Here is a 14,409-nt window from a genome sequence, read left to right on the forward strand (position 1 = left end):
ATTTGATCCACGTGCCTCCTCCCTGCAAATGTAGTCGGTTTTTCGACTACATTTGATCCACACGCCTCCACCATGCCCACTGTGGTCGGTTTTTCGACTACATTTGATCCACACGCCTCATCCCTGCAAAATGTAGTCGGTTTTTCGATCACATTTGATCCACGTGCCCCCGTCACGCCCATCGTGTTCGGTTTTTCGACTACATTTCGCCCTCGCGCCCACGCAGCGCCCAATATGTTCGGTTTTCCGACTACATTTCGCCCACACACTCGCGCCCGCCCAATGTGTTCGGTTTTTCGACTACATTTAGCCCTCGTTGGCCTGCCATCCAGACGACTAGCGGGATGTCTGAAGATACCCTCCATTCCTAACCAGACCCAAAGAAGCCGGCCCACATGGGGCCGGCTTCTGTTCCGTTACCGTTCAAATCCATTTTAGATTGGCGGCTCCTCATCCTTCAGCGCCTCCAGAATCTGACCGGCCAGCTTCTCGCCGATGGACAGCACCTTGAAATCCTCTATGGAGGCTTCCTTGATCTTCTTAAGTGAGCCGAAATGCTTCAGCAGCAGCTTCCGGCGTTTGTCCCCGATGCCCGGAATCGAATCCAGCTTCGAGGTGACCATCGACTTGCCGCGCTGCTCCCGGTGGAACGTAATGGCGAAGCGGTGAACCTCATCCTGGATACGCTGCAGCAGGTAGAACTCCTGGCTGTCCCTGGCGAGCGAGACCGGCTCGGCGGAGTCGCCGACCAGCAGCTGGGCGGTTCTGTGCTTGTCATCCTTGACCAGACCGCAGACGGGAATGAATAACCCCAGCTCATTCTGCAGAATATCGATCGCCGAAGAGATCTGGCCCTTCCCTCCATCGACTACGATCAGATCCGGCTGCGGCAGATTCTCCTTCAGCACCCGTTCATAACGCCGCCGGATCACCTCGCGCATCGTCTCATAATCATCCGGCCCCTGTACGGTGCGGACCTTATACTTACGGTACTCCTTGCGGGCAGGCTTGCCGTCGATGAAGACCACCATGGCCGAGACCGGATTGGCCCCCTGGATATTCGAGTTATCGAACGCTTCGATCCGGTTCAGCGAGTCCAGCCCCAGGCTCTGCCCCAGACTGCTGGCCGCCCCGGAGGTGCGCTCCTCGTCCCGCTCGATCAGGCGGAACTTCTCATTCAGCGCGACCCGGCTGTTCTGGCAGGCCATGCCGATCATCTGCTTCTTCAGCCCGCGCTGCGGCACCAGCACTTTGATGCCCAGCCATTCCTGCAGGGCGGCGGCGCCTCCGGCCGCATCCACGGTTCCTTCGGCGGCTGCATCCTGCTCCGCCTGCTCCCGCGCCGCTTCCGCCGCTGCGCCCGGCCCTGCTGCCCTGGACGGATCAGCCGCAAGCACCTCACCAGCGTCCGCTCCGTGAGACACCTCTCCGGCCTCCGACTCATCCTCTGCGCCCAAGGCCGCCATCAGCGCCTGGCCGCTCGGCATTCCACCGGCTACCAGCCCGCTGCTTCCCTGGCCGGCAGCGCTGCCTGCTTCCGGCGGAACCATGCCGGCACTTGCCATATCCGGCAGCAGAATCTCCTGCGGCAGCGCGGGATTGTCGCTGTAATACTGCGTCACATAAGACATGAAGTCACTGTACGCCTCTCCGTAGAACGGGAAAGCCGACGAATGGCGCTGGATCATTTTCCCCTGCCGCATATACAGAATCTGCACACACATCCAGCCCTTGTCCACCGCATAGCCGAAGACGTCGCGGTCCTTGGTGTCGGCCGTATTGATCTTCTGCTTCTCCATCACGGCATCGATATGCTGAATCTGGTCGCGCAGCTCCTTGGCCCGCTCGAAATACAGCTCCTCCGCCGCCTCCTGCATCTTCTTCTGCAGATCCTTCTTCACCGCGTCATGCCCGCCTCCGAGGAACGAGGAGATGTTCTGGATAATCTCTTCGTAAGCGGACTTCGGCACTTCCTTCTCGCACGGCGCGAGGCACTGGCCCATGTGATAGTACAGGCAGACCTCCTTCGGCATCACCCCGCACTTGCGCAGCGGATACATCCGGTCGAGCAGCTTCTTGGTCTGCTGGGCGGCGTAGCTGTTCGGATACGGGCCGAAATATTTAGCTTTATCTTTCAACACCCGGCGGGTAACCTCCAGGCGCGGATGGGCTTCGTTCGTGATTTTTAGATAAGGAAAGGTCTTGTCATCCTTCAGCAGCACGTTGTAGCGCGGCATATGCTTCTTGATCAGATTGCACTCCAGAATGAGTGCTTCCATATTGCTCGATGTCACGATATATTCGAAATCAACAATATTGGCGACCAGCCGCTGCGTCTTCCCGTTGTGGCTGCCTGTAAAATAAGAGCGCACGCGGTTCTTCAGTACCTTGGCCTTGCCGACATAAATGATCGTACCCTCTTGATTCTTCATCAGATAGCAGCCGGGCAGATCAGGCAGCAGCGCAAGCTTGTTGCGGATATTATCCATATAATCCATAAGTTCTCCCCCACCTGTTACTACACGGTTATAAGGTAAGTTTAGAATAGAATGTACTACACATTCAAGCCTTAATATAGAACATCCGTTTCTATAGGACAGACAAAGCGCCTTCGGTAATCCGAAGGCGCTTTGTCTGAAGGGCCGCAAGGCCCAGGTTACAGCAGATTGTAACCCATTATTGATGCTTGGCTACGATATTCTTAAGGGAGTCCTTGGAGTTCAGTCCTACGACTTTGTCAACAGGCTGGCCGTCTTTGAAGAAGATCAGAGTAGGAATACTCATTACTCCAAAACGGGAAGCTGTCTCAGGATTCTCATCGACATTCAATTTAGCGATCTTCACATCGTCACCCAGCTCGGTGGACAATTCCTCGAGAATTGGGGCAAGCATTTTGCAAGGGCCGCACCAAGGTGCCCAGAAATCTACTACTACAGTACCTTGACCTTCCACTTCATTCACGAAGGATTGGTCAGACACGTTCACGATAGCCATGATATTGTTCCTCCTCAAAAAGTTTTGTTGAGCTTAAGCTGTACGAAATAACTTCCGCTTCTATAGCCTGAGCCAAGTCCGCAGAATTTACTCCGAGATCATAGCGGGATAAAATGCTTCATGTAATATGATAACCAGATTATCAATTACCGACACATCCACAGTATAACATAAATACAATGCATTTGTTATATATTTCGAGAAATTATATTGCATAAAATTAATTTGTCTTTTAACGGTTTAAACTTTGTCCCTGAGATTCAGCTTCATAGTCCACGAGGTACCGGCTGTCCCGGCATACTCGAAGCCGAGCTTGTTATATAACCGGACGGCCGCCTGATTCTCCGGATCAACACTGAGCGAAAGTGACGGGTATCCATCGGATACGGCTTGCTGTATGATGCCCTCCATTAGCCTGATTCCCAATCCCTGCTGCCTGTAGTCAGACCGAATAGCAACGCCTAATTCCGGGGTTGTGGTATCCACAAATCCGTAGCCCTGGTTCGTCTCGTCAAACAGCCTGTACCAGGCAGCACCTGCGGGCTGATTGTCCACCAGTGCGATTATCGCCCTGTCGCCTTGTCTCCCCCAATGTTCGTTGTACTTCGCAATCCCCGGGGAATTCAGCAACTCACTTCTGGGCGGCTTACCTTGTTCAATATGAATGGACTCATAATGCATATCCAGTAGAAAATCATACTCCTGCGGTTCCATAGGTCTTATATGTATCATAAAATCACCCTTCTATCTTTACATCTTCCCTGCATCTTCGTATACTTGAAGAAAGCGCATTAATTGTCAATGACTTCTCTCACATGTATAACTGTAACCCACTTCATGCAGTCATGCAACAGCAAGGAGGAAGAAGCGAATGGACGTCAATGTCAACGCACAGGTCCGTGACCCGCGGGAGCATATCAATGAGGAGCCCCGCAACGATCTCGGTGATCTGCTGGCCGGTTTCTTCGGAATGACCGGCTTCATGACCGTGGTCTTCTTTGGAATGGTAATCATCAAGTATTTGTCCGAATAGCTGCTTAGCTGCAGTGTCCGGTATTCTTTGCCCAGGTCAGGGCGGGATGCCGGATTTTTTTTGCGTTCATTTTGTGCTCCATCGAGATTCAGTAACAATAACATAAATTTACAATTTAATAAAAAGAAAACACATTTTTGTTTCACAGGAGCCATGTTACTCTGTATGCGAAAGCGCTCTTATACCCTATTTTGAGGAGGAAGGAAGAATGAAAAAGCTTGTCAGCCTTGCTGTCGCAGGCTTGTTGGCATCGGCGCTATATTCCCCGGTATCGTTCGCTGACAACCCTGTTGTACAGACCATCTACACGGCAGACCCGGCCCCGCTTGTATACAATGATACGGTCTACCTGTACACCGGACATGACGAAGACAACTCGACCTACTATACGATGAATGATTGGAGGGTCTATTCTTCCAAGGACATGGCGAACTGGACGGATCACGGGTCACCGCTATCTTATAAGGCGTTTAGCTGGTCGAGCGGAGAAGCTTGGGCCAGCCAGGTCATTGAGCGCAACGGCAAATTCTACTTTTATGTCACGGCAAAAAGCACTTCGCTCGGACGGCCCGCCATCGGCGTCGCCGTCTCCAGCAGCCCGACCGGCCCGTTCGTGGACGCTATCGGAGGGCCGCTCGTCTCCAGCAGCTGGGGCGACATCGATCCTACGGTATATGTAGACAGTGACGGCCAGGCCTATCTCTACTGGGGGAATCCGACACTGAAATATGTGAAGCTGAACCCGGATATGATCTCCTACAACCAGAGTACGGGTATTGTCCAGGTGCCTATGACCACAGACAGCTTCGGTGTGCGAAACGGCAATGCCGACAGACCGACCCTCTACGAAGAAGGACCCTGGTTCTACAAGCGCGGCAGCTTATACTACATGGTCTACGCCGCAAGCGGCATTCCAGAGAATATCGCCTATTCCACCAGCTCTTCGCCTACCGGCCCGTGGAAGTACAGAGGGGTCATTATGCCCACCCAGGGCGGGAGTTTCACGAATCACCCGGGCATCATCGACTTCAAAGGCCGCTCCTATTTCTTTTACCATAATGGTGCCTTGCCTGGAGGGGGTGGCTTCACCCGGTCAGTGGGGGTAGAGCAATTCACCTACAACGCGGACGGAAGCTTCCCGGTCATCAACATGACAACCGCCGGGCCGCAGCCCATCGCCACCCTTAACCCCTATGTCAGAACACAAGCCGAGACCAGTGCATGGGCGGCCGGGGTAGAGACCGAGACCACCTCAGATACGGACGGGGGAATGAATGTCGGCTTCATAGATCACGGCGATTATCTCAAAATCAAAAATGTGAACTTCGGCGCCGGAGCCGCAGCCTTCGAGGCCCGGGTAGCGTCAGCAGGCAGCGGCGGTAATATTGAGCTGCGGCTGGACAGTCCGGCAGGAACACTGGTCGGCACCTGTGCAGTGCAGAATACAGGGGGCTGGCAGAGCTGGGTGACCAAGACCTGCACGGTCAGTGGAGCAAGCGGGACTCATGACCTTTACCTGAAATTCACAGGCGGCAGCGGATACTTGTTCAATATCAACTGGTGGAAATTCAGCGCCAGCTAAATCTAAGCGCAGGCAAACAGGGGACCCCGGCCAGATGCTGGCGTGGTCCCCTGTTTTAAAATATAGAATTTATATGTTTCACCCGATAACTTATCCGAAGCCGTTTCCGCTTGTATTAATAAAAATTCAGTCTCTGGCCCTGCCACGCTGGTTCTCCCCATGCAGCGGAATCACCTCTACGAACGGGGCAATCCGGTCCATCAGCCGCTGACCCTTGTAGAGCTCTTCCCCGTCCTTGCTGGTGATGCTGAGATGCTTCTCCAGCCCGTCCAGCGGATAATTCGAGGTATAGAAGGTCGGCTTGCGGTTCATCCGGTAGTTCAGGATCGCTCCGAGCACATGGTCACGCGCCCAGGGATTGAGATTCTCGGCGCCGATGTCATCGAAGATGAGCAGATCACAATTCTTCATCGTATCGACCATTTCCTTCAGCTTCTGGTTGTCCATCATGATCAGCTTCAGTTCCTCGATGAAATCCGGCATATAGACAATCACGCCGCTGTAGCCCGAGATAGCCAGCTCATGGAGCAGATAGCACATCAGGAAGGTTTTGCCGGTCCCGAAGCTGCCCTGCAAATAGATCCCCCGCGAAGTCAGGCCCTCTGCCCGCACAGTTGCTATATAGTCAAATATCTTGTTCACGGCTGAGGCCCGCCGGGGGTCCTTGCCCATAATATCCATCTCATCATATCCGCCGTTCAGCACCCGCTCATCCACATAGAAGCTGCGAATCCGCTTGCGGACATTATCCTGATTATCCTGTGCAATCTTCAGCTTGCACGGTGTCTTGCGTTCGTACAGATCCGTTACACCATTAACCGTCTCTACCGTAAGCTTGCTGTAATGCCCCTGGAAATCATTCGGGCAAGCCGCCAGGCCGGGGCAGTTCTTGCAATGCCGGTCCTCTTCGACATACTGGTATAGCCGGCTCAAGTGCAGCCGCAGCCGGGACTCGTCCAGCTCGGGATGCTCCGCCTGAAGCTCCTTGACCAGGGGATGGTTCAGCAGGGTCTGCTCCAGGTCACGGGAGCGCTGGCGCAGAGCGGGGTTGTTCATCGAACGCAGCACTTCGCCCATGGACTCCATCGCTGCACCTCACTTTCTTCAGGGCGTTCTCAGAACGCCTTTTTTCTTGCTGGCCTTGATCTCGGCCGCTTTCTTCATCATCGCCGCGAATTCCTCTTCCGATACGGTTCCGGCGCTGCCGTCATCAAGCACAATCGGAATCTCCTGCTTGCCGGACCGCCCGCCGCTCTTCGTATACGAACGCTGGCGGGCTCCCGCGGTGCCTGTGCCGGAGGAGGCGGAAGCCGCCCCCTTGCCCTTCACCTTCGACTGGTCACGGATATAGCGCACGGCCTTCTCGTAAGTATTCACCTGCTTCACCAGCATATTGGAGGCAATCGCCTCCACGAAGTTGCGGTTCATCCGCTGATCGCCGCCGGAGGCCACCATCGTCATCAGATAATGGATCAGGACATTGATCACTTCGCCGCTGAGCTTATAGTTCAGATCAATCTTCTCGAAGATATCCATCAGCTGGCCCGGAACCGCCCCCGGGAAGAACGTCTGTAACAGCCGTGTATAAGGCTCGTTGCGCAGCATCATATTATATTGGTGAATGTCGCATTTGGACAGAAATTGCGGAGGCACTTCTACATAGAACTCCATTTCGACAGCCTGCTCCACCGGCACTGCGGAGGGATCACTCTCTTCCTCAGCGGCAGAGCGCAGCGACACTACCTTGGCGGCAGCAATCTCTCTTTTCTCCTGACGCTTCCTATCCTGACGGAAATGCTGGCTTGCCTTGTACTGCAGCGTATCCAGAATCACCTCTCCGTCCGGCGTGAAGACATCATCCTCATCCAGCAGACGGCATACATCCTGCGGGCCAAGCTCGTATTTGCGGGCCACATAATTAATGACACCCATCTGGTTATGGTCAAAACGCAGCTTCTCAACATGCGCACGGTTCACCGATTCACGCGGGAAGCGCAGGATAATATCGCTGTAGGCTATATTCGGCTCAACCGCCTGAGTGGTGCCGGGCTGACGCACGGAGGCTACCTCGGCCAGCGCCTGCTCCAGCTCATAGTCGATCACATGGGTATTCAGCTCAAAAATATCATAAAAGGGCAGTGAAATATTCTCTTTCCCGAGCGACCGCCCGCTCCATTCCTCCGGTTCCCGGTGCCAGAACTGCTCACGCAGCGACAGCACAGCGAACTTGCCGATCTTATCCCGGAGCAGCAGCGTCAGATGCTGGGTTGCAAAGAAATCAGCCGGCGACAGCGGCGGCATTAACTCGTATTCGTACATATAATCATCATTCTCCGCGGCATACAGCCGGCAGGTCTGCAGCAGTCCCACCGCCTCCAGCCGGGAAGCCTGGTCTACCATATATTTACGGCCCTTCTCGTTGGGTTCAACGCCCAGGGTCATAAAGAGCCTGCGCTGCTGCTCCACACCGGAGTAACCGATAGATTCAGCCGGAATATGCTCGAACAGCAATCTGTACAGGCTGATGGCGAACGCGCCTACCATTGGCTGATAGACTGAGCCCAGCATACGTCCATCCAGCTGGCTTAGACCGAATTCGCGGGACACGCAGTACCGGTGATGTTCAGTGAAATGATGCAGGTTGCTCATACGCATCTGCGGATACCTCCCCCTCTTCTATACGAATTCATATAGATTTCTATTCTATCACAAAACACCCGGCCGAAAATGTAAAATAAAGATGAATCCTTGGCTCTTCTGGAGGAAAAAGAAAAAAACGGCTCCCCCCATTACAGGAGATTAGCCGTTTCTTGTTGTACCGCACTTCAGGCAGCGCTTAGAACATCTTGTATCCGCCCAGCCGCAGCTTCTGAATGGTCCAGCCGCTCAGCACCGCTCCGGCAAGACCGGCTACCCCGGTAAGATAATCCACAATGTGGAAGGTAGAGAGGTGCTCCCATAAGGACATCGCGCTCCGGTCCCAGATGGAGTAGACCACCACCGGAAGAATGACAATGACGAACAGATAGGCAGGGAACCAGGTAGTCTTCATCAGCATGTTAAGAATGAAGCCAATGCCGAACATCATCACAAAGAATAAAACGGCCAGAACAAACACCGGAATAAAGCCCATCGTACCGCCATCCCCTCTCTCTATAAAGAACCGCACACCTAAGCTTATATAATAGTAAGTTTACTAGAAAAAATGTAGCGAAGCAATGAACATTATCGCGCTCAATACCGGAATTCGCGTGAATGGGGGCCTTGGCGTTTGCTCTCTGCCGCCCGCTGCGCTACAATGCAAATAGCACCCGACCTATGTTCATACATATTTAAGGTATGCGGACCAAGAAGATTTTACGCGAGGATATTCCACCGATAACCTATAAGGAGTGAACAACTTGAACGAAGCCGCTTTGACACTGGAAGGCTGGTATGCGCTGCATGACTTCCGCTCACTGAACTGGACAGCCTGGACGGCAGCCGATGACGAGGAACGGGCAGTGGCCCTGGAGGAGCTGCATGCCTTCATGCAGGAGTGGGGACCTGTCGAGGAAGCGAAGGAGGGCAGCACTGCTGTCTATTCCATCGTGGGCCAGAAGGCAGATTTCGTGATGATGTTTCTGAGAGAGAGTCTGGAGGCGCTGAATGCGCTGGAGACCGCTTTTAACAAAATCGCCTTTGCCCAATACACTACGAAGGCTTATTCCTATGTAAGCATCGTTGAGCTCAGCAACTACGCCGCAGGAGGAAGTGCCGGTGACGGCAGCGATCCGATGCTGAACCCGCATGTCGCTGCCCGGCTGAAGCCTGTACTGCCGCAAATGAAGCATATCTGCTTCTACCCGATGAACAAAAAGCGTGAGCTTGCCGACAACTGGTACATGCTGGATATGGAGAAACGCCGGGAGCTGATGTATTCGCACGGCCTGATCGGACGCAGCTATGCCGGCAAGGTGAAGCAGATCATCACCGGCTCTGTCGGCTTCGATGACTGGGAGTGGGGCGTGACTCTGTTCGCCGAGGATGCCCTGCAGTTCAAGAAGCTCGTCTACGAGATGCGCTTCGATGAAGTCAGCGCCCGCTACGGAGAGTTCGGCCCCTTCTATGTCGGCAACCTGCTGAACGAAGAATCGTTTGAGGAGATGCTGAAGCTGTAACAGCATAAACGCAAATAGACCGCCCTGGTCAATGGTCAAGCCCCTGTTTTATAGACACTGAAAAAAGCCCCTAGGCTATAAGCTGCTTCCGGTACTCTACCGGAGGTAGCTTATTTAGTTTTCGCTGCGGTCGATGCTCGTTGTAAAATTGAATATAGGCTTCAATTCGCCTTTGTGCCTCGTCCACATTTCGGATATCATAAGGGTAGAGCCCTTCCGTTTTGAGATGCGAGAAGAAGCTTTCCATGGAGGCATTGTCATAACAATTTCCTCGGCGAGACATGCTGATTCGGGCGCCAACCTTTGGCAGCATGTCATGGTATGCATGAGACGTGTACTGGAATCCCTGGTCGCTGTGAACGATCAGTCCGGTCACGTCTTTTGTCTGGTTAAAGGCCTTCTCAAAGGTTTGTAGAACCAGTGGATTGTCATTTCTATGACTCATATGGTAGGCTACAATTTCATTGTTAAATAAGTCTTTCACCGCAGAAAGGTAGAGCCACGATTCCCCCACCCGGTATTGAGTTACATCGGTAACCCATTTTTGGTTAGGGGCATCCGCTTTGAAATCCCGTTTCAGTAGGTTTTTAGCGACACGTCCTTCGGTCGAAGAAGCGTAGTTACAGCGATGTTTTCGCCGAATTCGTGAGCGGATCCCTAGCACCTGCATAAGCCGAAGTACCTTCTTATGATTCATCCAGACTCCATGGTCCTGCAGTAAGAACAGTTGAAGCTGCCGGTAGCCGTATACTCCGTTGTAGTGCTCGTAGACCTTCTTTACAAGCGCTTTGTCTGCTTGATTCCGATCTTGATTTTTGCGTTTAAGGTAGGCGTAGTAGCCACTTCTGGAGACACCGAAAATCTTACAGAGTTCGCTAACGGGATACTCTTTTGCAGCTCTCTCAATGCTTATATACCTTTGCGTTTCATCTCCTGCATCCAGATTTCTAAACACTTTTTTAGCATTTCGTTTTCCCGTTTCAGCCGCTGCACTTGTCTATCTTGATCCACATATTCCTCTCGTCTTCCCCGATGATCGATGAGTCCAAACTCACCGGATTCTTTATACTTCTTCATCCAATCTTTGAGACGATGTCTGTCTGTAATTTCAAACTTCTCCATTATTCTACGGTAAGTCCAACCTTCTACTACATGAAGGCGTATAGCCTCCACCTTTGTCTCGTACGGATACTCTTTAAATTTCTGTCCCTTTACCGCTGGCATAAAAAATGCACCCCCTAGAATTTCATCGGTTAAACCAGGGGTTTAATCCAATGTCTATTCTAAGGGGTGCACTTCATCAAAGGAGACGGTCTATTTCTTGACTACTTTTCCGAAAGCCGCCGCCCTTAAAAGCGGCTATTGCACCCGAGAGCCGTGTTGCAAGCACGGCTCTCTTTGCATTGTACGTCTTTTCTACCTCCACTTAGACCGAAGGTTCCTTATCGTCCTCTTCGTCTTCATCCCCGTCACGCAGACTCTCCAGATATTCAGCCGTCGCCCGGTCACGCGCGCGGCCCTTATCCTTCAGGCGTTCGATGGCCGGGAGAATGAGAATGTCGATTTCCTTCTGGATATTGTAGGCCAGATCATACCGCGTCTGATCCTCCAGATAAGAGCCTACCTCAATCAGAGCATTATAGCGGTCGAGCTCCTCGCGCGTCAGCAGTCCGCGTACTTGCACGCTGCAGTGGCGCATCTTAGAGGAATCTTCCTTTTTTGAGCACGAGCGGAATGCCGCCGATGATGAGCAGGTAGCGCATATCGACAACCTTCTTCAGTTGCGCTGCCTTCCAGCCTTTGTACGTCTTCTCGCCGACTACGGCAATTCCCTGGCCCTTACCAAGTGAAGCTACGGTACCCTTGTTGCTGAAGGCGAATTTCTTCGGCTGCTGGCTGCGGATGGCCGCTACTAGATTATGCGCACAGCATTCTCCCTGCTGCATTGCAATCTGTGCCGTCGGCGGGTAAGGACGCCCTTCCGGATTAATCATGAGGGAGCCGTCACCTATGATGAAGATGTTCTCATGTCCCGGAGCCCGCAGATATTCGTCTACCTTCACCCGTCCGCGCATCGCTTCGAAGCCGGCAGCCTCGATCAGACGGTTCCCGCGGATACCGCCGGTCCATACAATGGTGGAAGCCTTGATCTCTTCACCCGTGGCCAGAATTACGCCGCCAGGCAGGCATTCCTTGATCGCTACGCCCATCTTGAAGGTTACCCCCTTCTTGGTGAGTACGGTCATGGCATGCTCAACCAGCTCAGGCGCGAATCCCGGCAGAGCCGTAGGCGCAGCTTCTATATTATAGATGTTGACCATGCTTGGATCGACATCAAATTCTTTGCATAGTGCAGGAATCCGGTCAGCCAGCTCCGCAACAAATTCAATCCCGCTGAAGCCCGCGCCGCCAATGACGAAGTTGATATGCTCCTGTGCATTATTCTCATTCTTGTATTTGGCGAACTGGTACTGGATATGCTCCCGGATCAGCCGCACAGAGTTGATGCTGCGGATGGTCAGCGCATATTTGTCGAGTCCCGGAATCCCGAACGTTTCAGGCTCACCGCCAAGGGCAATCACTAGGTAATCATACGAGAGCGTTCCGTCCTCCAGAATAACCTTCTTCTGCTGGGTGCGGATCTCCTGCACCGAGGATTTGACAAGATCAATCTTGAACTCATCGATTAATTTGGAGATAGATACGCGTGTATGCTCGATGCTGTCCGTGCCCGCTGCAGGCATATGCAGATGGGTCGTGAAATAGTGATATTCATGGCGGTTAACCAGGGTTACATCGGCTTCATTATAATTCAAAGCTTTCTGCAGCCGCTGGGCGGTCAAAATCCCTCCATACCCCGCGCCTAGAATAACGATTTTGGGAATACTGCTCATGTTCCGGCTCCTTCCAACAGGTGAATCTGTCTATGTGTTATTTTTTGTAAAAAAATCAGGTTTCTTTTGTGAATTTATACACTTAAATTCAGAAGAATTTCCAATAAAACTTAAAGGATTTCTAAAATAACCATATCCATTGTAAACCTTAGTATCGTTTTAATCAAATATAATCATACAACAAAATGTCACACTTTTTCTTTGAAATCAGGGCCTTTGCAGGCAGGTGAGACTATGTTTATAATGAGTAGGTACGCTTGTATGGCAAATTGAAACTATCAACTCGGAGGTGTAATATTACGTGACATTAGAGCAAACCGTTCCTATGAGCGATCTGCTGATTATAGGCGGAGGACCAGCCGGTATGTTTGCCGCATTTTACGGCGGTATGCGCCAGGCTTCAGTAACCCTTATTGAGAGTATGCCCCAACTCGGAGGGCAGCTTGCTGCTCTGTATCCTGAGAAATATATTTACGATGTCGCCGGCTTCCCCAAAATTACCGCACAGGAGCTGGTGGACAACCTGTCCCGGCAGATGGAGCTGTTCCAGTCCGATATCCGTCTGGAGGAGAAGGTCGTATCGGTTGTGAAGCAGGGTGAGCGCCATTTCACCGTCACCACCGACAAGGCTGAATATCACAGCAAAGCCGTTATCATCACGGGAGGCGTAGGCGCATTTGAGCCGCGGCGTCTGGAGGTACCGGATGCACAGCGCTTCGAGAAAGCCAACCTGCATTATTTCGTAAATGATCTGAATGCTTATAAGGATAAAAAGGTGCTGATCAGCGGCGGCGGCGATTCCGCTGTGGACTGGGCGCTGATGCTGGAGCCGATCGCTGAACAGGTAACCCTGATTCACCGCCGCGATAAATTCCGTGCGCATGAGCATAGTGTAGAGAATCTGATGGCCTCTAAGGTAAATGTGATTACGCCGTCCGAGATCACTGAGCTTCACGGTGAAGAATTCATTACCAAGGTCACCTTGTCCCATATCAAGACCAAGGAAACTCAAGAAATCGAAGTAGACAGCGTTATTGTCAATTTCGGCTTTGTCTCCTCTCTGGGCCCGATTGCCGAGTGGGGAATCGACATTGAGGGCAACTCTATTGTAGTTGACTCCCGCATGGAGACCAGCATTCCAGGAATCTTCGCCGCTGGCGATATCACGACTTATCCGGGCAAGCTGAAGCTGATTGCTGTAGGATTCGGAGAAGCGCCAACAGCAGTCAATAACGCCAAGGTGTATATTGATCCGGATGCGAAGCTGTCTCCGGGACACAGCAGTAACCTTAAGCTCTAGGTTGTCTATAACCTTATAGCCATAATAAAAGGGTATCCTTTCAGGTTGATTCCACCTCAACTTGAAAAGATACCCTATTCCTTGATGCTTGCGGTTTAAAGAAGTCCAATGCTGCAGGATGTGCTCTGATCTTTAATGCAGAACCGCATGGTCTGGAGAGTGTAAGTTCCGTTTGCGAATTTCAGCGAGAAGCAGGGCGATGAAATCATGCTCCAAATGCAGCTCTATCGCTCTGTGATAAGAGTCAAGCAGCATCTCATCCGACAATTCAACCATAACGTTCACCTACCTTTCCTTTATTTGGATCTGAATCTATCATAGCAAACTATCATTTTTCGAACAAGCGTTCTCATTATCCACAAGCTGCTGTGGAAATCCTGTGTATAATATGTGAGTAAGGGTTATAATGTCAGCAATTGCGCAGTGGACTATGGGGATAACAGTTA

15 protein-coding genes are annotated in these 14,409 nt (G+C 52.1%); 4 read left to right on the forward strand and 11 right to left on the reverse strand.

The window, feature by feature from the left end; translation table 11 throughout:
* Positions 1-434: 434 nt before the first annotated feature.
* The 3 genes from uvrC to NST26_RS26555 all read right to left on the reverse strand — a co-directional run bounded on the left by uvrC (position 435) and on the right by NST26_RS26555 (position 3,726).
* The gene (gene uvrC / locus NST26_RS26545; RefSeq protein ID WP_340950437.1) at positions 435-2,498 is read right to left on the reverse strand and encodes an excinuclease ABC subunit UvrC; all 2,064 of its coding nucleotides are present in this window, start codon (positions 2,496-2,498) and stop codon (positions 435-437) included.
* A gap of 178 nt (positions 2,499-2,676) precedes the next feature.
* On the reverse strand, positions 2,677-2,994 hold the full coding sequence (gene trxA, locus NST26_RS26550; RefSeq protein ID WP_036701616.1) for a thioredoxin: 318 nt from the start codon (positions 2,992-2,994) through the stop codon (positions 2,677-2,679).
* A gap of 240 nt (positions 2,995-3,234) precedes the next feature.
* Positions 3,235-3,726, reverse strand: a complete 492-nt coding sequence (locus NST26_RS26555) for a GNAT family N-acetyltransferase (RefSeq protein WP_340950435.1) — start codon at positions 3,724-3,726, stop codon at positions 3,235-3,237.
* A 139-nt stretch (positions 3,727-3,865) separates the two neighbouring features.
* Between NST26_RS26555 and NST26_RS26560 the strand changes: the two genes are divergently transcribed.
* Together NST26_RS26560 and NST26_RS26565 are read left to right on the forward strand one after the other, a co-directional pair.
* A complete protein-coding gene (locus NST26_RS26560) occupies positions 3,866-4,027 on the forward strand; it encodes a YqzM family protein (RefSeq protein WP_155991192.1) in 162 nt (53 codons plus the stop codon).
* A gap of 208 nt (positions 4,028-4,235) precedes the next feature.
* A complete protein-coding gene (locus NST26_RS26565; RefSeq protein ID WP_036721951.1) occupies positions 4,236-5,609 on the forward strand; it encodes a glycoside hydrolase family 43 protein in 1,374 nt (457 codons plus the stop codon).
* Between the two features lie 126 nt (positions 5,610-5,735).
* Here NST26_RS26565 and dnaI read toward each other — a convergent pair whose 3' ends face one another.
* The 3 genes from dnaI to NST26_RS26580 form a co-directional block, all read right to left on the reverse strand.
* Positions 5,736-6,695: a primosomal protein DnaI gene (dnaI, locus tag NST26_RS26570; RefSeq protein WP_340950433.1), complete on the reverse strand. Its 960-nt coding sequence runs from the start codon at positions 6,693-6,695 to the stop codon at positions 5,736-5,738.
* Between the two features lie 18 nt (positions 6,696-6,713).
* Entirely contained in the window at positions 6,714-8,264 is a 1,551-nt protein-coding gene (locus NST26_RS26575; RefSeq protein WP_076081645.1) for a DnaD domain protein, read from the reverse strand.
* 181 nt (positions 8,265-8,445) lie between these two features.
* Positions 8,446-8,742 carry a YuiB family protein gene (locus NST26_RS26580; protein ID WP_036721959.1) on the reverse strand — a complete coding sequence of 99 codons (297 nt, stop codon included), beginning with the start codon at positions 8,740-8,742 and terminating at the stop codon, positions 8,446-8,448.
* A gap of 268 nt (positions 8,743-9,010) precedes the next feature.
* Between NST26_RS26580 and hemQ the strand changes: the two genes are divergently transcribed.
* Positions 9,011-9,769 carry a hydrogen peroxide-dependent heme synthase gene (hemQ, locus tag NST26_RS26585; RefSeq protein ID WP_036721960.1) on the forward strand — a complete coding sequence of 253 codons (759 nt, stop codon included), beginning with the start codon at positions 9,011-9,013 and terminating at the stop codon, positions 9,767-9,769.
* A 70-nt stretch (positions 9,770-9,839) separates the two neighbouring features.
* Here the strand turns inward: hemQ and NST26_RS26590 are convergent, their stop codons facing one another.
* The 4 genes from NST26_RS26590 to NST26_RS26605 all read right to left on the reverse strand — a co-directional run bounded on the left by NST26_RS26590 (position 9,840) and on the right by NST26_RS26605 (position 12,663).
* Positions 9,840-10,724 (reverse strand): IS3 family transposase, encoded by an 885-nt coding sequence (locus tag NST26_RS26590; protein WP_340980240.1) that lies wholly within the window; start codon positions 10,722-10,724, stop codon positions 9,840-9,842.
* Positions 10,679-10,993 carry a transposase gene (locus NST26_RS26595; RefSeq protein ID WP_340980241.1) on the reverse strand — a complete coding sequence of 105 codons (315 nt, stop codon included), beginning with the start codon at positions 10,991-10,993 and terminating at the stop codon, positions 10,679-10,681. The genes NST26_RS26590 and NST26_RS26595 overlap by 46 nt, the downstream gene beginning before the upstream one ends.
* Positions 10,994-11,195: 202 nt before the next feature.
* On the reverse strand, positions 11,196-11,468 hold the full coding sequence (locus NST26_RS26600) for a hypothetical protein (RefSeq protein ID WP_340980243.1): 273 nt from the start codon (positions 11,466-11,468) through the stop codon (positions 11,196-11,198).
* A gap of 1 nt (position 11,469) precedes the next feature.
* A complete protein-coding gene (locus NST26_RS26605; protein ID WP_036701637.1) occupies positions 11,470-12,663 on the reverse strand; it encodes an NAD(P)/FAD-dependent oxidoreductase in 1,194 nt (397 codons plus the stop codon).
* 325 nt (positions 12,664-12,988) lie between these two features.
* On the opposite strand from NST26_RS26605, the gene NST26_RS26610 reads away from it, so the two are divergent.
* Positions 12,989-13,963, forward strand: a complete 975-nt coding sequence (locus NST26_RS26610) for an NAD(P)/FAD-dependent oxidoreductase (protein WP_036721965.1) — start codon at positions 12,989-12,991, stop codon at positions 13,961-13,963.
* A gap of 132 nt (positions 13,964-14,095) precedes the next feature.
* On the opposite strand, the gene NST26_RS26615 is transcribed toward NST26_RS26610, so the two are convergent.
* Entirely contained in the window at positions 14,096-14,239 is a 144-nt protein-coding gene (locus tag NST26_RS26615) for a sporulation histidine kinase inhibitor Sda (protein ID WP_036721967.1), read from the reverse strand.
* Positions 14,240-14,409 lie beyond the last annotated feature (170 nt).

This window comes from Paenibacillus sp. FSL R7-0128, from assembly GCF_038002245.1.
Classification (GTDB): Bacteria; Bacillota; Bacilli; order Paenibacillales; family Paenibacillaceae; genus Paenibacillus_AQ; species Paenibacillus_AQ silagei.